This is a genomic window from Streptomyces sp. NPDC029296 (genome assembly GCF_055569255.1).
This window is the reverse complement of the sequence record NZ_JBVHXT010000025.1, coordinates 1-21,308: the sequence shown is the minus strand read 5'-3', so window position 1 is coordinate 21,308 and position 21,308 is coordinate 1. Positions and strand designations below refer to the sequence as shown.

The window sequence follows — 21,308 nt, the reverse complement described above, 5'->3', positions numbered from 1 at the left end:
CCGTCCCGGCTACGCGGGGTCGGCGAGCGCGGACTCGGGTGACGCGGCGGCGTCGGGCGCGGCCTCGTCGGACGGGGTCTCGAAGACCGTGGCGGCGTCGGACGCGGGCGTGAACGTGGTCTTGGTGAACGCGGTCGCGTAGTCGGCGTGCGCGATGGGCGCGCCGACGAGGTCGTAGGGCACGTCCAGGGCGTCGGCCAGTTCCAGGGCGTGCGGGGCGACGTCGGCGCAGATCCTGTCGAGCAGACCGGGCAGGGCCCCGGCCTCCTCGGCGGTGATCAGGCCCTCGGCGAGGTACCAGCCGCCCTGCGCGGAGATCTCGCCCAGCAGGTGCAGGGAGCACAGGTCGAGGGCCGTGCGCCGGGCGTCGGCGTTCGGCAGGGCGTCGGTCTCGGTGCGGACCAGGTCGACCAGCAGGCGCAGGGCGTGTGCCTCGGCGAGCTGCTCGGCCAGGTCGAAGCGGTCGTTCCAGACGTCGAACTCGCCGAGTCCGGCGGCCCGGGCGGCGCCGAGTTCGGCGACCAGGCGTGCGTGCAGGCGCCGTTCCCGGGTGCCGGCCAGCGCCCGCCACCGCGCCGGGTCGCGCAGGTCGAGGCCCTCGGTCGTGGCGGACTCGTCGGCGGGCGGCTCGTAGTCGAAGCCGAGGGCCATGGTCCAGGCGGCGTTGAGGTGGAGGACCTGGGTGCTCAGTCCGGCGGCGTTGAAGGCGTGGGCGAGGCCCTGGTAGTCCAGGAAGCGGTTGCTCGGGCTGAAGCCGAGGACGCCGGAGGCGGCGCGGGTGTCGGCGGTGACGCGCTCGGCGATCCGGTCGATCTCCGCCTTCAACGTGAACAGGGTGCGGATCTCTCCGGCGCTGCGGCCGACCGGCTCGGGCCCGGAGAAGGACTTCGCGGCCATGGCGGACACATAGGCGGCGGACAGGGCACCGAACAGGGTGCGCTGCTGGTTGCGGTAGCGGATGACCGGCATGGGGTCGGCGAATCCGGCGAAGGTTCCGTTGGTGTGGCGGGCGTGGGCGTGCCGTACGGCGACGGCGGCCGAGGCCCGGGTGACGGCGGCGAGGCCGACGGCGGCCACCTCCCAGACGTAGCGGATCAGCCGGGAGGCCTGCCGGGAGCGCAGCGCGGGGGTGCTGAGGGTGTCGGTGAAGGTGCCGTCCTCGTCGATCGAGGCGGAGTCGCGCAGCCAGTTGCGGAAGGGGACGCGTACGCCGTGGAAGGAGACGGTCGCCCAGTCGAGGGGCAGGATGGGGGCCGAGTCCTGCGGTTCGATCACCACGCCCGGGCAGGGTCCGGTGGTGTCCCGGAGGGGGACGACGAAGCAGAACAGTCCGCGGTCCTCACCGCCGACGACGAGCTTGGCGGTGACGATGCCGAGCCGGGCGAGACCCGGACACGCCACGCTCGGCGGGTACTTGACGGCCTCCGGGCCGGGGGTGGTGAGGACGAACTCGCGGGTGTCCGGGTCGTAGACGGCCTCGGTGCGCACGGCGGCGTTGCTGTTGCCGTGGCCGAGTTCGGTCATCAGCAGGGCGCCCACCGTTTCGGTGGACGCGAGCTGGGCCACGATGTCGTCGAGGTCGTCGCGGCCCGCGCCGAACTCCAGCAGGGCGCCGACCGTCGTGCAGTGGTGCAGGAAGAAGGCGTAGAAGAGGGAGGGGTCGGCGAGGGCGACCCATTCCAGCAGCGGGAAGAGCAGGTCGCGCTGGGTCAACAGCGGTGTCCTGGTGTTGAGTTGGTCGTTGATGTGCCGCAGCCGCTGGTAGGTGAGCGTGTGGCGGTCCTGGTCGGCCAGGCCGGACGGTCTGGCGAACAGCTCCGGCGCGAAGATCTCGGTCAGTCGCGGCAGCGCCTCGCGGTAGGAGTCGCCGTGCACGAGCGAGGACAGGGTGTCGCGCGGTGAGGTGCCTGGTGCCATGGTGATGGTTCCCCTGTTCCGTCTTCGTCGTCGGTGTGTGAAGGCGTGGGCGCGCGGGCGTGCGCCGCCGCACGGGCACGGCGGGCGGCGATCCGGGCCGCGGTGGCCGTGTCCGGGCACGCGGCGGCACGGTGGCCGGCCCGCGGGCGGTGATGTGTGGTGAAGGGTGGGGTGAGGTGGGCAGGCGGGAGCCACGGAACCGTTCCGTGGACCCCGGGACGGGTCAGTCGTGCGGGTGCGGGGACGTCCTGGTCCGCGCCAGAGGTGCTTCGCCCGGACGTGCGGTCCGGGTGCGAAGTCCGCGGATCGGGTGTGCGGCCGCGTCGGGCCGCGCCTCGCGGGTGAGGAGCGAGCAGGCACCGGCGGAGCGGTGCCGATGGAGCGTCAGTTCCCGGTCGCGGTCGTACGGTTGTCCGGCCCGGGGTCGGTTGAGGCTCACGTGTGCCGGGCGCGGTGCGGCGACGAGGTCGCCGGTGGCCGGGAGGGGCGGCACGGAGGGTCCGGGGGCGCTGCCGTCGGTCTGCGGGTGACGGCGGTCGGACGGGAGGGCGGTGCCGCGTCGGCCGACGGGGCGGTGGGTCGGGGTGGAGAGGTCGCGGCCCTCCGGGTGGAACGGGTGCGGGCGGCCCTCCGTGAGGCCGGTCCGGGTGTCGCCCGCGGCGGTCCGGTGTGCGGCCGGGCCGGGCGTGCCGGGCGTGCCGGGCGTGCCGGGCGTGCCGGTGCGGGTTAACGACGGGCGGAGGGCGGAGGGCACGGTTCGGACGGCCGGGCCGGCCTGCTCGGCCGGTGCCGTCGGGTGATTCGGGGTGGCCGCGCGGAGAGCGGAGGCGTCTCCGCCTGGCCCGCCCCCCGGGAACACCCGGGCACAACTGATCTCCGCACCGTCAGGCACGTCGCCTATCCCCCTTAGACACGTTGCTCTGCAGCCGTTCGCAGCTTTCAGCCACGCTGCGTTGGCATTTCGCCACGGCCGATCAATACCTATCACGCCACCGGACGGGCCGCCTCCAGAACAAGAGTGTCGAAGATCACTCCCGGCGAACCGATCGGCTGTTGGTAGCCTCACCACACCAACTGGGCGTCCACCGGGGCCGATTCGAGTGGGTTGCGCGTGAAGCCGCAGCCGGACAAGGATCAACTCCTTGTGAGCCAACATTTCGATGTCGTTGTTCTAGGAGCGGGCCCGGGCGGCTACACCGCCGCGGTCCGCAGCGCGCAACTCGGCCTGTCCACCGCGGTGGTGGAGGAGCGGTACTGGGGAGGTGTCTGCCTCAACGTCGGCTGCATCCCCTCGAAGGCACTGCTGCGCAACGCCGAGATGGTGCAGTTCGTCACGAACGAGGCCAAGGCGTACGGAATCACCGTGGGCGACCATGTGTCCGCGGACTACCGGGTGGCCCACGAGCGCAGCCGCAAGGTCGCCGACGGCCGGGTCAAGGGCGTTCACTACCTGATGAAGAAGAACGCCATCACCCAGTTCGAGGGGCGGGGCGTCTTCGCCGACGACCACACCCTGACGGTGACCCACTCGGACGGGCACACGGAGACGGTGACTTTCGGCCACTGCATCATCGCCGCCGGCGCCACTCCCCGGCTGCTGCCCGGCACCTCCCTGTCGGACCGCGTGGTCACCTACGAGAGCCAGATCCTCAGCGAGACGCTGCCGGACAGCATCGTCATCGCGGGCGCCGGCGCCATCGGTGTGGAATTCGCCTACGTGCTGCGCAGCTACGGCGTGGACGTCACCATCGTGGAGTTCCTCGACCGCATGGTCCCGCTGGAGGACGAGGAGATCTCCAAGGAGCTGGCGAGGCACTACCGCAAGCTCGGCATCGAGGTGCTCACCGGCACCGCCGTGGTGAGCATCGACGACTCCGGCCCACGGGTCCGGGTGACCGTCGACAAGAACGGCGAGCGCCGGACCCTGGAGACCGACAAGGTGCTCCAGGCCATCGGCTTCGCGCCGAACGTCCAGGGCTACGGCCTGGAGAACACCGGGGTACGCCTCACCGAGCGCGGCGCCATCGACGTCGACGGGCGGTGCCGCACCAGCGTGCCGCACATCTTCGCGATCGGTGACGTCACCGCCAAGCTGATGCTGGCGCACGCCGCCGAGTCCATGGGCGTCGTGGCGGCGGAGACCATCGCCGACGCGGAGACCATGGAGCTGGACTACACCATGATTCCGCGCGCCACCTACTGCCAGCCGCAGGTGGCCAGCTTCGGCTGGACGGAGGCCCAGGCGCGCGAGCGGGGTTACGACGTCCAGGTGGCCAAGTTCCCGTTCACCGCCAACGGCAAGGCGCACGGCCTGGGGCACCCCGTCGGCTTCGTGAAGATCATCAGTGACGGCACGCACGGTGAGCTGCTCGGCGCCCACCTCATCGGCCCCGAGGTCACCGAACTCCTGCCCGAGCTGACGCTCGCCCAGCAGTGGGACCTCACGGTCCACGAGGTCGCCCGCAACGTGCACGCGCACCCGACGCTCGGCGAGGCGGTCAAGGAGGCCATTCACGGCCTGGCCGGCCACATGATCAACATGTGAGGTTCCGGTACCGCTGCACTCTGTCTGACCCGCGATGAGGTGGGTCAGACAGGGAGGCGGAGCCGGCATCGATCGCTTCGCTGCCCGTGCGCCCGCGTGCGGCAGGAAGGGAGCGCCAGCGACAGCCGGACCATGACGGATACAGTGCCTCCTGCACATGCTGGCCCACGATGACGCCGAGCAGGCTGTGCGCGCGTCCTCGCCTTGTGCGGGGGTGGTCCCCGAGAGCATCCATCCTGAGGTGGACCGAATCTGTGATCCCCGCGCATGCGGGGGTGGTCCCAGCACCGACCCCAACCACTCCCCTCTGCGCGACATGGCCCCCGCGCATGCCTGGGATTCTTCTGGGATTCCCGGGTTCATCAACCGGCACGAGCACGAGACAACTGAAAGACCATTCGCGCTGGTCAGCGGCCAACTCACCCCCATCATCACAGGTCACCGCGCTGACAGGTCTCCTGATCAACATGTAGGCCACCCCCACCCGGCGGACACCCCCACGCCACACCGGCGGGCGTCCGCCACACCGCGCGGCGGACACGGGACGAAGACCGAACCCCCGCTGCCGACGGCGGCTGCCCGCTTCCCGCCGGGAACAGCCGGAGGACACGCGCACGATCACCACCGGAGCCGAGGAACACGGCAGCGGCACAGACCACCGGCCGCCCGTAACGGATGCCCACGCCCGCCCACGCCTCAGCCGGCCGTATGGACACGCGTCGGCCTCCGCGTCAGCCGACCCTGCGAACGCCCACGCCGGCCCCTCGCCTCAGCCGACCGTACGGACACACACCCGGACCCCCGCGTCAGCCGTCCCCGCGAACGCCCACGCCGACCCCACCCCAGCCACCACCCCCGCCTCACCCGGCGGAGCGGAACACGGTCCCGGCCGTCTCCTCCGTCGCCGCCAAGGGGGCCAGTAGGCGCAGGTCCTCCTCGGCGGGTGAGCCGGGTTCGGCGGCCGTCTCCAGCCCCTCGAAGGCGAAGGTGAGCGGGCCGACGGCGGGATGGTGGAACCGCTTGACCCCGTGCCGTGCCGGCGGACGTCGTGGGCGCCCCAGCGGGTGCGGAACTCCTCGCTGCGGGCCGACAGCTCGCCCACGAGATCGTGCAGATCCTTGTCGTACGGATCCCGCCCCGCCTCGGTGCGCAGGATGGCCACCGCCGTGTCGGCGAACAGCAACTCGCTGCCCGGCCAAAAAGCCGGTTACCTGGAAGACGTGGCACATGCCGGCACGCGCCCCGCGGCGCCCCCGGGTGTGCCCCGCCGGACAGCCCGCCGAGGACACCGGCGTCGGCGTCGCGCGCCCGGCCGGGCGAACAGCACGCCGGGCAAAAAGCACACGGGCCGGCCCCGGCGGCGTCCCCGCGCCGCCTCGGCGACCCGCCCCACCAGCACGTGAGGACTTCACCCCATGCGCGGAACAGTGATCCACGCCCCCCGCGACATACGCCTCGAGAACCTCGACGCACCGAGGATCCTGAAGCCGACGGACGCGGTGATCCGCACGGCCGTCACCTGTGTGTGCGGCTCCGACCTGTGGCCGTACCGGGGCCTGGAGCCGCTCGGCGAGCCGCACCCGATGGGCCACGAGTACGTCGGCTTCGTCGAGGAGGTCGGCAGCGAGGTCGCCTCCGTCGAGCCGGGCCAGTTCGTCGTCGGGTCGTTCGCCACCTCGGACAACACCTGCGCCAACTGCCGCAACGGCTGGCAGTCCAACTGCCTGCACCGCGAGTTCATGAGCACCTGCCAGGCCGAGTACGTCCGCATCCCGCACGCCGACGGCACCCTGGTCGCCACCCGGGACGTGCCGGACGAGGAGTTCTGGCCCGGCCTGCTGGCCGTGTCCGACGTGATGGGTACCGGCTGGTACGCCGCGCTGGCCGCCGAGGTCCGGCACGGCTCGACCGCCGTGGTGGTCGGTGACGGCGCGGTCGGCCTGTGCGGAGTCATCGCCGCCAAGGAGCTGGGCGCGGACCGGATCATCGCCATGAGCCGCCACGAGCCCCGGCAGCGGCTCGCCCGGGAGTTCGGCGCCACCGACATCGTCACCGAGCGTGGCGAGGAGGGCGTCGCCCGTGTCAAGGACCTCACCGGCGGCATCGGCGCCGACGCGGTCCTGGAGTGCGTCGGCACCGCCGAGGCCATGCGGCAGGCCCTGCGCTCGGCCCGCCCCGGCGGTAACGTCGGCTTCGTCGGCGTCCCCCACGAGGTGGCGATCGACGGCCAGGAGCTGTTCTTCTCCCACGTCGGCCTGCGCGGCGGCCCCGCCCCCGTGCGCCGCTACCTGCCCGACCTGATCGACCTCGTCCTGAGCGGCCGCATCGACCCCGGCAAGGTCTTCGACCTGACCCTCCCCCTGGAGCAGGTCGCCGAGGGCTACCGGGCCATGGACGAGCGCCGCGCCGTCAAGGCCCTCCTCAAGCCCTGACAGGCCCCGGCCGGCCCCGGCCCCGGGACCATCCCGCCGCGGACCGTCACCCCACACCGACCGTCACCGCCCGGAAAGACCCCGTCTTGCAGATCACCCGTAGCTCGATCGACACCGTCAAGGGCCCCGCCGAGTGGTTCACCGGCGACGTCCACATCGACACCGTCGCCGCCGCGCCCGCCCCGTCCCGGCTCAGCGCCAACCTGGTGCACTTCATGCCCGGCGCACGCACCCACTGGCACCGCCACCCGCTCGGCCAGACCGTCTTCGTCACCGAGGGCGTCGGCCTGTGCCAGCGGCGCGGCGGTCCCGTCGAGGTCATCCGGCCCGGCGACCGCGTCCTGTTCGAGGCCGGCGAGGAGCACTGGCACGGCGCCGCGCCGAACCGCCTGATGGTGCACCTCGTCCTCAACGAGAGCGACACCGATCACGCCGTCGTGCACCGGCTGACCCCGTCACCGACGAGGAGTACGCCGCCGCCCCCGCCACCGGCTGACCCCCGCCGCGCCGCGGGCGGGCCCGTGTCCCCCCGACGGGCCCGCCCGCGCTCGTCGCTCAGGGCGTGTAAACGGTGGGCCGGGGCGCGGTGGGCATGTTGGCGCCGAGGAAGAAGCTCGGGTGCGGCGGCTGGTTGTAGGCGGTGTTCTGCCAGGCCAGGGCCGTACGGTACTGGGTGTCGTGGAGCAGGGTGGTGATCCTGGTGCCGGTCTGGTGCGGCGTCGAGTAGATCCGCAGGGCCCGGTTGTCGGCGGTCCGCCAGACGACCTCCTCGCGCCAGTCGCCGAGGAGGTCCCCGGACAGCGCGGGAGTGGACTTGGTGCCGTTGTTCGAGGAGACCCCGGAGCCGGTCAGCAGGCGGGTGTCGCCGGAGGTGCCGTACTTGTCGATGTGGGTGCCGTCGAGCAGTTCGCGGACGGTGTCGCCGTCCCACCACGACAGGAAGTTGACGCTGGACGGTTCCCGGCCCAGGGAGGCGCCGGTCGCGGAGCGCAGGGTGGTGTCGGAGGCCGACCACGCCTCGGCGCCCGGACTGCCGGCGTAGATGTCACCGGCGACGCCCCGCCCGTTGTCGGAGCCCGAGGCGGTCTGCCAGAGGATCTGCCCGGTGCGCGCGTCGGCCATCCAGGAGCCCGGCTTGCCCGACTCCTCGTCCACCTTGAAGTACTCCAGGCCCGGCCGGGAGGGATCGAGGTCGCCGAGGTGCGCCGCGTCGCCGTGACCCGTCCGGGTGGTCCACAGGCCGGCGCCGTCGTCGTCCACGGTCATCGCGCCGTAGACGATCTCGTCCTTGCCGTCGCCGTCCACGTCCGCAACGGACAGGGCGTGGTTGCCCTGACCGTCGTACCCCTTGCCGGAGTTGGTGGAGGAGTTGGTGTCGAAGGTCCAGCGGCGGGTGAACCGGCCGCCCCGCCAGTCCCAGGCGGCGATGACGGTACGGGTGTAATAGCCGCGCGCCATGATCAGGGAGGGGCGGGCGCCGTCCAGGTAGGCGGTGCCGGCGAGGAAGCGGTCGACGCGGTTGCCGTAGGAGTCGCCCCAGGAGGAGACCGTGCCGCGGGCCGGGACGTAGTCGACGCTCTGCATCGCCTTGCCGGTCTGCCCGTCGAACATGGTCAGGTACTCGGGGCCGGACAGGACGTAGCCGCTGGAGTTGCGGTGGTCGGCCGAGGCGTCGCCGATGACCGCGCCGGTGCCGTCCCGGGTGCCGTCGGCGGTCTTCATCGCCACCTCGGCCTTGCCGTCACCGTCGTAGTCGTACACCTGGAACTGCGTGTAGTGGGCGCCGGAGCGGATGTTGCGGCCCAGGTCGACGCGCCACAGGCGGGTGCCGTCCAGACGTATGCCGTCGACGTAGGTGTTGCCGGTGTAGCCGGACTGCGAGTTGTCCTTGGCGTTGGTCGGCTGCCACTTCAGGACCAGGTCGAGCCGGCCGTCGCCGTCGAGGTCACCGGCACTGGCGTCGTTGGCCTCGTAGGTGTACGCCACTCCGTCCGGGGTGGTGCCGCCGGCCGGGGGGGAGATCGGTACGTCGAGATAGCCGGGCCGGAACTGGAGCGCGTGCTCCGAGGCGGGCTGCTCGGTGCCGCCCACCACCGCGCGCACCGTGTAGTCGGCCGAGTCGGGGGCGCCGGAGTCGAAGTAGTTCGTCGAGGCGGTCACGGGCGAGGAGTTGAGCTTGGTGCCGCCGCGGTAGACGTTGAACGCCACGTCGTTCGGATCGGTGGCGAGCCAGCGCCAGGACACCAGGTTGCCGCTGCTGGTGTGGACGCTGGTCAGGCCCCGGTCGAGGCGTTCCACCTGCCGGGCGGTCGCCGCGTGCGCGGTCTGCGGCAGTCCGGCGAGCGCGGTGACGGCCAGTGCGGCGGCGGACAGGCCGACGGTCAGCCGGTGCCCCGGGCCGCGGGGCCGCCGTGGAGTGCGGGCGAGCGGGTGTGCGTCGGTCACGCTGACCTCCGAGGGGTGGCGATGGGAACGCTCCCACGGCGTGTGAGGTTAGGGAGGCCCCCGATGCCCGGTCAAGGATTCTGTCAGGGTTCGTGTTCGGCAATGTTGGGATCCGTGCCTTTCTCCCGCCTCCTGATTGACAGTCAGGAGGGCCGTCGGGAAACTGCGTGAGACGCCGGGGATTCTCGCGGGGCGATCCCCGCCGGTCCGCAGCGCGGCACCCGGACTCCCGTACACCGGCCCGCACCCCGCTCACCCGCCCCCGCCCCCCACCTTCCGGGAGCGTTCACACAGCCCTTTCGGGTCGCGCCCCCGCGGCGGCCCACGGCCGTCATGGACGGCTTCACCCAGGCGTGACCGAGGGACACGGCACTTTCAGCGACCTCCGTGCCGACCGGCCTCCAGGAGAACCCCGATGAAGAAATTACGGATCCTCATCACGACCGTTCTGATGCTGGCGCTGTCGAGCCTGGGCACCGGCTTCGCCTCGGCGACCGACAGCGCCGGGCCTGAGTGTGCGAGCGCCCCCCGCACCACGGCCGCGGCCTCACCGATCACGGTCTGGCTGGCCGGCGACTCCACCATGGCCCATCCCAGCGGCCGTTGCCCGGTCGGCTGGGGCAGCCAGTTCGGCGCCCTGTTCGACGGCGAGGTGACCGTCAGGAACCAGGCCGTGGCCGGCCGCTCCGTCCAGACCTGGCTGTACGAGTCGAACGTGAGCGGCACCATGGGCTCCGACGGCGAGTGCGTCCTCAACTCCACGACATACGCACCGCGTTGGCAGTCGATGCTGGACGCGACCACCGGAATGAAGGCGGGCGACTACCTCTTCCTCCAGTTCGGCATCAACGACTCCTCCCGCACCTGTCCCCGGCACGTCGGCACGGCCCGCTACCAGCAGTTGATGACCATGATGGCGCGAGCCGCCCTGGCCCGGGGCGCGCACCCGGTGCTGCTCACCCCGGTCGCCGCGATCACCTGCTCTGGCAGTACGGCGACGAAGAACCGCGGCTATGTGACGGAGACGTTCTCGGCAGGTACCGCCACCGGGGCGCCGGTCGTCGACCTACAGTCGCTCAGCGTCTCGCTCTACAACAGCCTGCGCTTCTGCCCGAACAACGGCGACTACGGCTCGGGCCCCCTGGGCGCCTTCTTCTGCGACGACCACACCCACTTCGAGACGTACGGCGCCCAGCGGATCGCGGGCCTGGTAGCGGCCGACGTCCGCCGCCAGAACCTCCCGCTCGCCACGCACCTGAAGTGAGCGGTGCAGGCGTGCCGTCCGGACGGCACGCCTCCCGTGCGCCTCAGCTTCCGGCCGCGAACCGCACGAACCGCGTCCAGCCGTCCTGACCGACGGCGAAGTCCGGACGCGTGACGTCCTTGGAGTCGCGCACGTGCACGGCCTGCGCGGTGACGGCGACTTCAACGCAGCTGTCACCCTGGGTGCCGCTGTAGCTGGACTTGAACCAGGCGAGTTCGGTCGTGCTCATAGTTCTCCGACCGCGTACCGCACGAACCGAGTCCAGCCCTCCCGGCCGACGGAGAAGTCCGGACGCGTGACGTCCTTGGAGTCGCGCACGTGCACGGCCTGCGCGGTGACGGCGACCTCGACGCAGTCATCACCCGAGCTGCCGCTATAGCTGGACTTGAACCAGGCGAGTTCGGTCGTGCTCATAGCTCTCCTCGCAGTCGCTCCAACAGACCCCGTGAGAGTGTGGGGTTCAGGGCCTGCGACCGCAGTGTGTCATAGCGCTGGTAGAGAAGCCTCACGCCTTTCGAGTCGGCGATCAATCGGCCGTTCTCCTGACCCTCCGAGTACGCCATACGCCGCCCCTGAGAGGTCTCCAGCAACCGCAGAGGACCGTCCATGCAAGAGTGGCACTCGGAATCGGATGGCATGATCTGCAGCGTCACGTTACGGGGCGCCGTGTAGTCCAGCACGTGGTCCAGTTGGCCGCGCAGCACGTCGACACCGCCCAACCTCCGCCGGAAGACGTGCTCCTCTACGATGAAGTGAAACGGCACGGTCGGCCGCTCGTGCAGCATTCTCTGGCGGTCCAAGCGCGCCGCGACCTGTGCCTCCAGTTGATCGTCGGTCAGCAGGGGAATCCGATTCTCGAACAGCGCCCTCGCGTACCCCTCCGACTGCAAAAGGCCCGGCACCAACCGGCACTCGTACGTGCACAGACTCACCGCGACCTTCTCCAGCTTGGCCCAGCGCCGGAACCAAGCGGCGAGCCCCGCCTCCCCCCGCGTCAGGAACTTCGCGGCCCGGCGGAGCGCCCCCGTGTTCCCCAACACCTCCTCCGCCCGCTCCACGAAGGACTCGTCGGGCATTCGCCTTCCCAACTCCACCGACTCCACGGTGTGTTTGGAGAACCGGACCAGCCGCCCGAACTCGGCCCTGCTCAACCCCGCGTGCTCGCGCAGGGCCTGGACGACCGCCCCGAACGTCCGCAGACTGTCGGAGGGATCGGGCTCCCGCTCCGCTTCGCAGACCGTCAGGTCGTCATCGTTCTCACTCGCGCCGCCGTCTGTCATCCGCGGCCACCTCCAGGTGCGTACCTACCGTGCTGAGCCCCCGCACTCGACGGCACCCAGAGTGACGGCAGAGATTGCGTACTGTCTACCGAATGTGCCCGTACGCTGACAGAGCGTACGAGGTACGCCTCTGGATCAACGCCGCGTGCGCCCGCCACGGTTGGCCCCATGAACCCCACAACCCCCCAACTCCCCAGCGCTGCCGCACAATCGTTCTCCCAGCTGCTGTCCTCCACTCGCCGGGGCGCCCGCCTGGCCAGGCTGCTCGCCATCGGAGAGCTGCACGCCTGGGGAGTGTCACCGACCGTCATCGACCGCGCGGAGCACATCGTCGCCGAACTCGCCGCGAACGCGGCCCTGCACGGCCGGGTGCGAGGGCGGAGCTTCCGGCTCGCGCTCGTCCTCGATGTCACCGCCGGGACCCTCCGCATCGCGGTCAGTGACGCGAGGGGCGACCGGCTCCCCGCACCCGCTGCGGCGGTCCCGCCCGAGGAGGCGGAGTCGGGCCGCGGTCTGCTCCTCGTCGCCGCGCTCGCCGACCGCTGGGACACCGCGCCGTACCCGCCGTCCGGCAAGACGGTGTGGGCCGAGCTGGACGCGGCCCTCCCGGGCCGGCCACCGATGCCGGGCCGGTGAACCGCCGGGACCTGGGTACCCGCGTCTGCGAGACGGAAGTACCGCATGCCATGCACAGCACATCGGGAAGGTGATCACCGTGTCCAGTACGCAGCCCCACTACGAGGCAGGCCATCGGGCGCACGGGGCCGAACCGGTGGGTGAGCTGGTCCAGCGGGCCTCGCAGCAGCTGACCGATCTGGTGCGGGGCGAGCTGCGCCTGGCGCAGGCGGAAATGAAGGAAAAAGGCAAGCGCTACGGCAAGGGCGGCGGACTGTTCGGCGGCGCCGGGCTGGTCGGGTTCCTGATGCTCCAGGCCCTGGTCGCCACCGTGATCGCGGCTCTGGCCGTGGCGCTGCCGGTGTGGGCCGCGGCCCTGATCGTCACCGCCGTGCTCGGCGTGATCGCCGGGGTGATGGCGTTGACCGGAAAGAAGCAGATCGCCGAGGCCGCGCCGCCCGCACCGCAGCAGACGATCGAGAACGTGAAGGCCGACGTGGCCGAGATCAAGGAGAGTGCGCACCGATGACCCAGCCGCCCCACGACGAGCCCACCGCCGCGAGCCCCGAGGAACTGCGCGAGCAGGTCGAGCAGACCCGCCACGAGCTGGGCGAGACGGTCGAGGCACTCGCGGCGAAGACCGACGTCAAGGCCCGCGCCCAGGAGAAGGCCGCGGAGGTGAAGGAACAGGCCGCGGCGAAGGCCGCCGACGTCAGGGAACAGGCCGCCGTGAAGGCCGCCGACGTGAAGGAACAAGCCGCCGTGAAGGCCGCGCGGCTGAAGGACAAGGCCGGCGACCTCGCACACCAGGCACAGCCGCTCCTCAAGGACAAGGCGAGCCGCGTGGCCGGCCAGACCCGTGACAAGGCCGCCCAGGCGGGCCGGCTGTGGCAGGAGAAGGCACCCGAGCCGGTGCGCCGCACCACCGCCGGAACCGCCCGCTGGACCCGCAACAACCGCACACTGCTGCTCGCCGGCGGCACGGCACTCGTGCTGTGGCTGGCGTGCCGCCGTAAGAGGTAGCCGAAGGGGTGCGCTACTTCCGCTTGACCGGCGGGCACGTGCCCGTTTCCGCGCCGATGGAGTTGATCTCGGCGTTGGAACGCACGTCGCCCGCGTAGTCGAGCTGGTCGGTGCACTTCTTGTCGTCGGACGCCGGCTTCTGCACCGGCGGACATGTCCCCGTCTCCGCGCCGATGGAGTTGATCTCGGCGTTGGAACGCGGGTCGCCCGCGTAGTCGATCCGGTCCGTGCACTTCATGGCGGCCTTGGTGGGCGCGCCCGACGCTGTGCCCGCCGCGGGGGCGGACTTGGCGGGCGCGCCCGACGACGTGCCGGGCGCGCCCGACGGCTCGCCCTTCGCCGTGCCGGGCTGCGGGGCGCTCGTGGCCGTGGCCGTGGCCGACGAACTGCTCGCGGAAGCGGAAGGGGACGTGTCGGCGGCGCCGTCGTCGCTGCACGCCGTCAGTGCCAGGCCGAGGGCCACGGCGGTGATGGTCAGTGCCGGGATCTTCCGAGTGCGCATGCTGGGTCCGTCCTCTGTTGGCGAGCGATCCGGGCGACTGTTCACCCGTGTGGCTTTCTGCCCTCTTTGATGGCCGGTGGGTTGCCCCCGTTGCCTCTCGCACGCGCTCAAGAGACGTTCGTGACATGACGGCGACGGCACCGCGACGTGCCCCCGGCCGCGGCGAGGAGGCGCGATACGCTGCGCGGGAGCTGACCCGGCAAAGGAGCGGTGTATGTACGCCCAGGGACATCGAGCGCGACGGAGTGCGCAGGACGAGGTGGGGCGGGCGCCCGCGCACGCACCGCGTCCGGGCACGCAGGCGCCGGCCTCCGGGACGCTGCTCCACCTCCAGCGCACCGCCGGCAACGCCGCGGTGGTCCGGGCCCTCGCCCCCGTGGTGCAGCGGGTGGCGGTGACCGACCCGCGCTCCAAGCAGTCCGTGGAGACCGGCGGCCTCTCCCCCGAGCAGCGCGTCGTGCTCGCGACCCAGTTGCTGCGGGCCAAGAAGACCAAGGAGCTGGACCGCCTGCGCGCCGCGCACCCCGACGAGCGGGACAGCCTGTCCGAGCAGGCGCTGCGCGCCATCATGCCCCGCTACCGCGACGTCCACCCGGAATCCGAGGGCGAGTCGGAGAGCGAGGACCCGAACGTCTTCTACCGCACGCTCCGCCCCGAGGAACTGCCCCTGCGCAACGGCCTGCGCCCGCCGGTCGGCCACGATGTCACCAAGTCCGCCGCGGATCACATCCGCGCCGGCAGCAGGGCGAAGGTCAAGTCGTCCTGGGTGTCCTTCACCCGCAGCCTCAAGACGGCCGCGGCGTGGGCCGCGGAGAACGAGTCACGCATCGCCAAGGTGAAGCTGCCCGAGGGAGCCAGGGTCGTGGAGGGCAGGGTCTACGACACGACCGACCCCGAGCAGCTCGCGGCCGTCTTCGGCGACAGCGGCGGCAGCGCGGAGAACTTCGCCAAGGCGTCCCAGGAGGTCGTGGTGAAGGGCGGGCTCGGCGCGGAGGCGGTGCTCCAGGTCTTCAAGGCCAAGTACCTCACGCCCGAGCAGTACGAGCAGTACAAGACGGGAGCGGCCACGGACTCCGCCCTCTACGCCGTGGTGCGCACCCGCGCGAAGGTGACCGAGAACAAGCAGAAGCTGGCGCCGAAGCCCATCGGCATCTACAACCACCAGGAGACGGAACTCGCCGCCCCCAAGCGGAAGGACCGCGAGCGCACCCCGGAGAACGACGATCGCAGCAGCCGCGCCCGGATCACTACGTGAAGGCCCTGATCCTGCTGGGCGCGGCGTGTGCCGTGTTCGTCCTGCCCACCTCCCTGCTGTGGGTGCTGGGGCGGCGAGCGAGGGTCCCCGGCCGGCTGCTGATCGTGTTCTTGGTGGCCGGATGGCTGACCGTGTGCACCGGATGGGTCCTCTCGCAGCGTGCGCAGCCACGCCTGTTCCCCGACACGTCGCCCTGCCACGGCACGCACACCATGCCCGTCTCGCGGTATCTCCCGCCCGACTCGTTCTGCCTCCACGCGGACGGGGAACTGCGAACGGTCAACGGTCCGAACGCCAAGCTGGCGTTCTGGACCGCCGCGACCGGCACCTTGGCGACAGCGACCGCCGCCGCCTTCGCCAGGCACCGTCGTGTCAACGCCGAGAGGGTCAGCGCTGCAGGGTGAGGACGCCCGGGCGCCACGGCAGCTGGTCGTAGGGACCGCTCGCGCTCGGGGACTTGCCCTGGTAGAGGAGCTGCAGGTTGCAGGGGTCGATGGTCATGGTCTGGTCGGGGTTGTCGCGGACCAGGTCACCGTGGCTGATGTCGTTGGTCCAGGAGGCACCGCTGTTGGCCTTGCCCGCGAAGGGGTTGCTCTCACTCGCGGCCTGCGGGGTCCACGACCCGCTCAGGCTGGAGGCCGTGAAGGAGCGGAAGTAGCGCTGCTCGTTCGCGCCCCGGGCCTCGACGATCATGAGGTACTGGTTCTGGCCCTTGACCTTGTAGACCTGCGGCGCCTCGAACAGGTTCTTCGTGGTGTCGCTCATCACCGTCGTGTACGACGAGCCGAAGTTGCCCGGGAAATTGCCGATCGGCATGCTCGCCCGGTAGATCTTGCCGTTGTCACCGGCGAAGAACAGGTACATGTTCTGGCCGTCGGCGATCAGGGTCTGGTCGATCGGACCGGTGCCGGAGTCGGGAAGGCTCCCGGTGAACAGCGGCTGCGGAGCGGACCAGCCGTTGGGGTTGGTCGGGTCGCTGGAGGTGCGGTAGATGAAGGGCCAGGCACCCCACTGGTACGCCAGCACCCAGATGTTCTTGGGCGCGAAGTAGAACAGCGTGGGCGCGACCGCGGACTGGCTCATCCCGGTCTGGCCGGCCGACGCCATGTCCGACCAGTTCGTGAAGGGGCTGAACATCATCGAGCCGTACGACGATCCCGACACGCTCGACGCGTAGACCAGGTGCTTGCCGTTGTACGTCACGTTGGTGAAGTCCTTCACCGCGGCCCAGCCGTTCGCCGGCTGCGCCAGGGCACCCGTGGAGGACCACCGGTACGTCGACGGAAGAGCACACGAGCCGTCCGTGGGCGGCGTCCCGGTCAGACCGGTCCACTTCTGGTTGCTGCCGCCGTTGCACGTACCGATCTGCACCGCCGTGCCGTTGGCCGTACCGGCGCCGGCGGCCTCCAGGCACAGCCCGGACTCCGCGCCGACGACCGTGCCGTCGGACTTCACCCGCCACTGCTGGTTCGCACCGCTGTTGCAGCTCCAGATCTGCACCCGGGTGCCTGACGTGGTGGCGTGACCCGGAACATCCAGGCACTTGTTGCCGTACACGGTCAGCTGATTGCCGTCCGTCAGCGTCCACTGCTGGTTGGTCCCGCCGCTCCAGCAGTCGTAGAGCTGCAGGGCCGTGCCGTCGGTCTGCCCGGCACCCACCACGTCGAGACACCGGTTCGAACCCACACCGCGCAGGGCGCCGCTGGCAGCCGCCTGAGCCGGAGTGGCCACGAGCATCGCCGCCAACGCGGCCAGCGCCGCGACCACCGCGGCGAGCACCGCAGACGTATGCCTGCGGCTGAAACTTCCTCTGTGCATGGGGACTTCCTCAACTTTGAGTAAGCGGTTCCGGTTGCCGACACGCGGCGACGAAAGCTGGATTGGCAAGTCCATGACATGCACCAGCCCCTATTGGTTCGAAATACCGAACGTCAGCCGCAATATCGGCCAACTGAAGGATAGGGAACCGGGGAACAACGTCAATACCTCTCGCACGGTCGCCTGCACCACCGAAACATTCGGCCACTCGCCCCGCGTCGGACGGCCGCGCGATCAACAAGCGGAGGGCCCCTCCCCCGGGCGGGAAGGGACCCCGATCACGCTCGTATCCGCGTACGCCGGCGCCTACGCGGGCTCCAGCACGGGCTTCGCCGGAAGCCCGCCGTTCTTCTCGCAGCGCAACTCCTTGGCCATGGCCAGCGCGAAGGAGTGGGCCACGGTCGCGTAGGCGTCCTTCAACGCCTTGATGTCACCCTCGGGCGGCTTGGGCATGCCCCAGCGTTCCACGCCGATGAAGAGATGGGTCGCACTCGACGATTCGGACAACCTGGCGCTCCGACATGCGAAATAGACGTACGCCTTGTCCGCCGCCGCCACGGTCCGCTCCCCCATCTTCAACACGGTGAACTTCGGGGCGGGGGTCCCCTTCGGGGCACCGTATTCCAGCTCCCAGGTGACTCTGAGCTGAAAACTCGGCGTGCCGATGGGCGCGAAGACACGGCAGAGGTCCCCGTGATCCGAGAACCCGGCACCAAGGTCCGCCGCGGCCTGCGCAACCGTGTACTCCTTCGCCGACGCCTCGAACCGCGACGACCCCGTGATCACCTTCAGTGCCTTGGCCGCGCCGCCGGACACGGCACCGCCACCGCAGAGCTGTGTCCCCGCGACGACTTTGTAGTCCTTCGGCAATCCGTCCTCGTCCCCGCCCCCTCCACAACCGGTGGCCCCGAGAATCAACGAGCCGGCCATGGCCGCGGCAAGGGATCCCCCACGTACCCTACGACTGATCACTGTTCGCATCCTTACGTGTCCTCGGCCGTCCGCCGGCTTCAGCCGGTCTCCGGGTCGTTGCCCTGCTGGTTCTCCCGATCGTTGCCGACCCCGTAGCCGATCAGCATCGATTCGGACAGGTCCTGCCTGAACACGCTGTCCTTGCCTATACCGTAATGCTGTAAAAACTCCCTCATCGGAGCCTCGGCCATGCTCTCACCGGCGGAGTAGATCTTGTCCTTCTCCTCGTCGATGAGGTCCTCCACCTTCTCCTTGTGCTCATCCACCGAGTTGTCGGAAAAGTTGCCGATCATCTGGCCGATGACCTGTTCGGCAGCGCCACTGGCGGTATCGGTCGCCAGCGGGATGAGCACCGCGGCCGTGCCCACGGCCGCGGTCGCCGGCAGGAAGGCGACGCCCGCCGCCACGCCGGCCGTGGCCCCGAACTCGACCCAGCCCGCCCGCTTGGCGACGGCCTTCTCGTAGTCCTCGTGGATCTTGAGGTTCGTCGCCTCCACCTGGTCGGCCCGGGACTGGTCGAGCATGCCCTGGACCTCGGCGCCCACGCGCACGGTCGCCCTGGCCCTGGCAGCGACCTCGTCGTCGATCTTCCCGTCCGGGCCCACCGCTCCTTCCAGCACGCTGCGGGTGTAGACCTGCTCCGCGGTCGAGACCGTCGCGTAGGCGTCCGGGTGCTGCCCCAGGGTGCTGAGGAAGCCCCGGACGACGCTGCGCCCGTTTCCGTCCACGGTGTCCGCGAAGTTGACGTGCCCCTCCGGGTTCTTGCCCGGTGCGAACACGCTGTCCGGATCGTTCTTGGCCAACGCCCAGTTGATGTCGTCGATGTAGCCGGCACCCATGACGCCCAGGCTGTCGGCCATCGCCTCGTGGTGCTCCTTGAGCAGAGCCGGGTCGTCGCCGTATTTCTCCATGACCTTCTGCATGACCGCGGCGTTGTCCGCGTCCCGCACCACACCGGCGTCCGGGTGTCCGGCCGGGTAGCCGAGGGTCGCCGCCTCCAGGGCATGGCCGAGGGCGTCGGGCATCTGGTCGAGCGACGCCTTGTTCTCCTTCGGGTCGAGCGAGTTGACGTCGGGGAAGGACTCCCATTCCTCGTTGCCGAAGAAGTCGAAGTAGTTGTCGATCGCCTCGCCGTCCTTGTTCTTCCCGAGGTCGGCCGTGGCACCGTGGTGGACCGTGCCGTCCTCGTTGTACGCGGTCGGGGGATCGGTGAAGAACTTCTTCGCCGCCTCCGGACTGTTGCCGAGTGCTTCCAGCATGGCGGTGGCCGGGTCGTAGCCGGCCCCGTTGACGCCGGAGGGGTTGTACGGGTTCTTGAACGGGCTGTTGACCACCTTGGTCTCGGCGAACATGTACGGGTTCTTCTGGTGGAGTTGCGCGACGTGTTCGGCGATCGGGTTGAGGAACTTCGCGTCGTAGTTCCCGTACCGCATGATCCCGCCGAGCAGCTGGTATCCGAACGGCCCACCGTAGTCGTGCTTGGACAGCGGGACGCGCTCGGTACCCAACTTGCGGAGTTCCGGTCCCCACTTGTCGGTGAATTCCCTGTCGTGGGAGGCGGTGGCCAGGTTGAGGCCGAGGTTCTTCTGGAGTTCCTGGACGTCCTTGAGGCGCTCCGCGTCGACCTTGCCGTACTCGTACGTGTCCGTGGAGAGCTGCCCGAAGAACGCGAGCGTTTTCTCGGGGCCGAGCTTCTCGTAGAAGTCCTTGGAGAACTCCGGCGACGAGCTGTTGTCCTTCAGCAGTTCGTTGAGCTGCTGGAGTTCGGCGTGTGTGATGTCCCGGCCCTTGGCCGCCAGAGCGGCGGCGCGGGCGGCCTCCTCCTGGTCCAGCTTCGTGTACGTCGGAGCGCTGAAGTCCTTGCGGTCGGTGACGTTGGCCTCGAGGGTGTTCTTGAGGGCGAGGTCGGTGTCGTTGCAGTTGTCGACGATGAGGTCGATCCTCTTCTGCCACGACTCGATGTTCCGCCTCTCCTCCCGCAGAAGCCCGCTGTAGTCCGGGTCGTGTTGCGCCGCGCGGTTCTCGGACAACGGATTCCGCGCCGTGACCTTGCCGGTGCCGTCCACGCGGATACCGGCCGCGGGCCCCTCGTGGTCCCGGATGTCGATCAGGTCGTCCTTGGCCTTCTTGATCGCCGCGTAACCCTCTTCCAGGATCCGCTGCACACCCCTGGCCTCGGCCACGGCATCCGCGAACTCCTTGACCGTCTTGCCGATGAACGCTCTGGTGACCCCTGCGTTGACGCCCTCCCAGGCCGCTCTGTCCGCCTTCGCCTTCATTCCGTCGGCGGCGTCCGTGGCGAGCTTGTCCAGCTTTCCCGCCATCTGCGACCAGTCGTCGGCGGCGGCCTTCAGCTTCGCCACCGGGGCGTCGATGATGTCCTCGTACTTCAGCATGTCGCGCGCTCCCCGAGCCCTACTTCATGTATTCCGTGAGCACGGATATCCGCTTCAGGTCTCCCTCGACCTTCGCCTCGTCCTTGGCGTGCTGCGCCTTGCTGTAATCGAGGTGATTCGAGATCTGCGCGCAGGCGTCCAGCAGCGTCTTCAGATGTGTCTGCCAGAGGTCGTGCACCTTCAGCACGGCCGAACCGCTCGCGAAGTTCCCGTTGGTCAGCGCCGTCGCCGCGTCGAACGTGGAGGCACGGGCGATGTCGCCCTCCTTCGACAGCCGGCCCAGCAGGTCGTACGCGTCATTGCCGATGGCGCCGAGGTCGTCCCGACTGACCACCAGATCGCTTCCACCACCGCCTCCGCCACCGTCGGCCGGCACGCTGTTGAGCCGCATGGCCGTCCGCTCGGCCGCCGCCGCGCGCAGTTCGGCCCATTCTTCCTCGAACGTCATGAGTCCCCCCAAGTCCATCCAGGCAGGCGACATCACCGTACCCGCGTGGCCACCGCCCTGATCGCCCGTTTCCAGCATCATCACCCGCGCGCGTACGACGGGTAGTCGATTTCCCGAAGCCCGGACCGTTTCGACCGTCCGCACGTCTGACTAACCTCGCGCTTTCACGAGGTGGGCTGTCCGACTGGTGATCAGGAAAGCGGAAAGTGCCTCTGACCAGCGAGAATGAGGATTGCTGAGGTCCTTGTTCCCGCCACCGTCGGAGGCACTTCCCAGGTGAAGAAGCGTATCGGGTCCTATCCGCGTGTCCGCGTCGAGGGCAGCGGTCGCGGAGTCGTCTCGCAGGCCGGCACGGTGCTGCTGGTCGAGACGATCCGCAGGACCGGTCTCGATGCG

Annotated in this window: 19 protein-coding genes and 2 pseudogenes; 9 read left to right on the top strand and 12 right to left on the bottom strand. The window is 70.1% G+C overall.

Annotation, left to right across the window (positions count from 1 at the left end; all coding sequences use genetic code 11):
* Positions 1–9: 9 nt before the first annotated feature.
* A complete protein-coding gene (locus ACZ4W9_RS22250; RefSeq protein WP_467938416.1) occupies positions 10–1,917 on the bottom strand; it encodes an acyl-CoA dehydrogenase in 1,908 nt (635 codons plus the stop codon).
* Positions 1,918–2,140: 223 nt separating this feature from the next.
* Positions 2,141–2,671, bottom strand: a complete 531-nt coding sequence (locus ACZ4W9_RS22245) for a hypothetical protein (protein WP_467938414.1) — start codon at positions 2,669–2,671, stop codon at positions 2,141–2,143.
* A gap of 390 nt (positions 2,672–3,061) precedes the next feature.
* On the opposite strand from ACZ4W9_RS22245, the gene lpdA reads away from it, so the two are divergent.
* The gene (lpdA, locus tag ACZ4W9_RS22240; protein WP_467938412.1) at positions 3,062–4,462 is read left to right on the top strand and encodes a dihydrolipoyl dehydrogenase; all 1,401 of its coding nucleotides are present in this window, start codon (positions 3,062–3,064) and stop codon (positions 4,460–4,462) included.
* An 860-nt stretch (positions 4,463–5,322) separates the two neighbouring features.
* On the opposite strand, the pseudogene ACZ4W9_RS22235 reads toward lpdA, so the two are convergent.
* Positions 5,323–5,663 (bottom strand): annotated as a pseudogene (locus ACZ4W9_RS22235) (MmyB family transcriptional regulator); the annotation flags it as partial.
* Between the two features lie 214 nt (positions 5,664–5,877).
* Here ACZ4W9_RS22235 and ACZ4W9_RS22230 point away from each other — a divergent pair.
* Complete coding sequence (locus ACZ4W9_RS22230; RefSeq protein ID WP_467938410.1) at positions 5,878–6,894, top strand: zinc-dependent alcohol dehydrogenase family protein; 1,017 nt, start codon at positions 5,878–5,880, stop codon at positions 6,892–6,894.
* Positions 6,895–6,980: 86 nt separating this feature from the next.
* A pseudogene (locus tag ACZ4W9_RS22225) lies at positions 6,981–7,390 on the top strand ((R)-mandelonitrile lyase).
* A 59-nt stretch (positions 7,391–7,449) separates the two neighbouring features.
* On the opposite strand, the gene ACZ4W9_RS22220 reads toward ACZ4W9_RS22225, so the two are convergent.
* On the bottom strand, positions 7,450–9,267 hold the full coding sequence (locus tag ACZ4W9_RS22220) for a rhamnogalacturonan lyase (RefSeq protein WP_467938551.1): 1,818 nt from the start codon (positions 9,265–9,267) through the stop codon (positions 7,450–7,452).
* Positions 9,268–9,754: 487 nt separating this feature from the next.
* On the opposite strand from ACZ4W9_RS22220, the gene ACZ4W9_RS22215 reads away from it, so the two are divergent.
* Positions 9,755–10,603, top strand: a complete 849-nt coding sequence (locus tag ACZ4W9_RS22215; RefSeq protein ID WP_467938408.1) for an SGNH/GDSL hydrolase family protein — start codon at positions 9,755–9,757, stop codon at positions 10,601–10,603.
* A gap of 43 nt (positions 10,604–10,646) precedes the next feature.
* Here ACZ4W9_RS22215 and ACZ4W9_RS22210 read toward each other — a convergent pair whose 3' ends face one another.
* Genes ACZ4W9_RS22210 through ACZ4W9_RS22200 form a run of 3 tightly spaced genes read right to left on the bottom strand, consistent with a single transcriptional unit; the run spans position 10,647 to position 11,883 of the window.
* On the bottom strand, positions 10,647–10,832 hold the full coding sequence (locus tag ACZ4W9_RS22210) for a DUF397 domain-containing protein (protein WP_467938406.1): 186 nt from the start codon (positions 10,830–10,832) through the stop codon (positions 10,647–10,649).
* Positions 10,829–11,017 carry a DUF397 domain-containing protein gene (locus ACZ4W9_RS22205; protein ID WP_467938404.1) on the bottom strand — a complete coding sequence of 63 codons (189 nt, stop codon included), beginning with the start codon at positions 11,015–11,017 and terminating at the stop codon, positions 10,829–10,831. The genes ACZ4W9_RS22210 and ACZ4W9_RS22205 overlap by 4 nt, the downstream gene beginning before the upstream one ends.
* A complete protein-coding gene (locus tag ACZ4W9_RS22200) occupies positions 11,014–11,883 on the bottom strand; it encodes a helix-turn-helix domain-containing protein (protein ID WP_467938402.1) in 870 nt (289 codons plus the stop codon). The genes ACZ4W9_RS22205 and ACZ4W9_RS22200 overlap by 4 nt, the downstream gene beginning before the upstream one ends.
* 168 nt (positions 11,884–12,051) lie before the next feature.
* Here ACZ4W9_RS22200 and ACZ4W9_RS22195 point away from each other — a divergent pair, with 168 nt between their 5' ends.
* The 3 genes from ACZ4W9_RS22195 (at position 12,052) to ACZ4W9_RS22185 (ending at position 13,521) form a co-directional block, all read left to right on the top strand.
* Complete coding sequence (locus ACZ4W9_RS22195; RefSeq protein WP_467938400.1) at positions 12,052–12,519, top strand: ATP-binding protein; 468 nt, start codon at positions 12,052–12,054, stop codon at positions 12,517–12,519.
* A gap of 79 nt (positions 12,520–12,598) precedes the next feature.
* The gene (locus tag ACZ4W9_RS22190) at positions 12,599–13,027 is read left to right on the top strand and encodes a phage holin family protein (protein ID WP_467938398.1); all 429 of its coding nucleotides are present in this window, start codon (positions 12,599–12,601) and stop codon (positions 13,025–13,027) included.
* On the top strand, positions 13,024–13,521 hold the full coding sequence (locus ACZ4W9_RS22185; RefSeq protein WP_467938396.1) for a DUF3618 domain-containing protein: 498 nt from the start codon (positions 13,024–13,026) through the stop codon (positions 13,519–13,521). Before ACZ4W9_RS22190 ends, ACZ4W9_RS22185 begins: the two co-directional genes overlap by 4 nt.
* A gap of 13 nt (positions 13,522–13,534) precedes the next feature.
* Here the strand turns inward: ACZ4W9_RS22185 and ACZ4W9_RS22180 are convergent, their stop codons facing one another.
* Positions 13,535–14,023: a hypothetical protein gene (locus ACZ4W9_RS22180; RefSeq protein WP_467938394.1), complete on the bottom strand. Its 489-nt coding sequence runs from the start codon at positions 14,021–14,023 to the stop codon at positions 13,535–13,537.
* A gap of 214 nt (positions 14,024–14,237) precedes the next feature.
* Here ACZ4W9_RS22180 and ACZ4W9_RS22175 point away from each other — a divergent pair, with 214 nt between their 5' ends.
* Together ACZ4W9_RS22175 and ACZ4W9_RS22170 are read left to right on the top strand one after the other, a co-directional pair.
* Positions 14,238–15,278 carry a hypothetical protein gene (locus ACZ4W9_RS22175; RefSeq protein ID WP_467938392.1) on the top strand — a complete coding sequence of 347 codons (1,041 nt, stop codon included), beginning with the start codon at positions 14,238–14,240 and terminating at the stop codon, positions 15,276–15,278.
* Entirely contained in the window at positions 15,275–15,682 is a 408-nt protein-coding gene (locus ACZ4W9_RS22170; protein WP_467938390.1) for a hypothetical protein, read from the top strand. The genes ACZ4W9_RS22175 and ACZ4W9_RS22170 overlap by 4 nt, the downstream gene beginning before the upstream one ends.
* On the opposite strand, the gene ACZ4W9_RS22165 is transcribed toward ACZ4W9_RS22170, so the two are convergent.
* The 4 genes from ACZ4W9_RS22165 to ACZ4W9_RS22150 form a co-directional block, all read right to left on the bottom strand.
* Positions 15,666–17,096, bottom strand: coding sequence for a non-reducing end alpha-L-arabinofuranosidase family hydrolase (locus tag ACZ4W9_RS22165; RefSeq protein ID WP_467938388.1), 1,431 nt, complete (start codon positions 17,094–17,096; stop codon positions 15,666–15,668). The two genes, ACZ4W9_RS22170 and ACZ4W9_RS22165, sit on opposite strands and share 17 nt — an antisense overlap.
* 306 nt (positions 17,097–17,402) lie before the next feature.
* On the bottom strand, positions 17,403–18,077 hold the full coding sequence (locus tag ACZ4W9_RS22160) for a hypothetical protein (protein WP_467938386.1): 675 nt from the start codon (positions 18,075–18,077) through the stop codon (positions 17,403–17,405).
* A 29-nt stretch (positions 18,078–18,106) separates the two neighbouring features.
* Entirely contained in the window at positions 18,107–20,464 is a 2,358-nt protein-coding gene (locus ACZ4W9_RS22155) for a hypothetical protein (protein ID WP_467938384.1), read from the bottom strand.
* Between the two features lie 19 nt (positions 20,465–20,483).
* Positions 20,484–20,912 carry a hypothetical protein gene (locus ACZ4W9_RS22150; protein ID WP_467938549.1) on the bottom strand — a complete coding sequence of 143 codons (429 nt, stop codon included), beginning with the start codon at positions 20,910–20,912 and terminating at the stop codon, positions 20,484–20,486.
* Between the last annotated feature and the right edge of the window lie 396 nt (positions 20,913–21,308).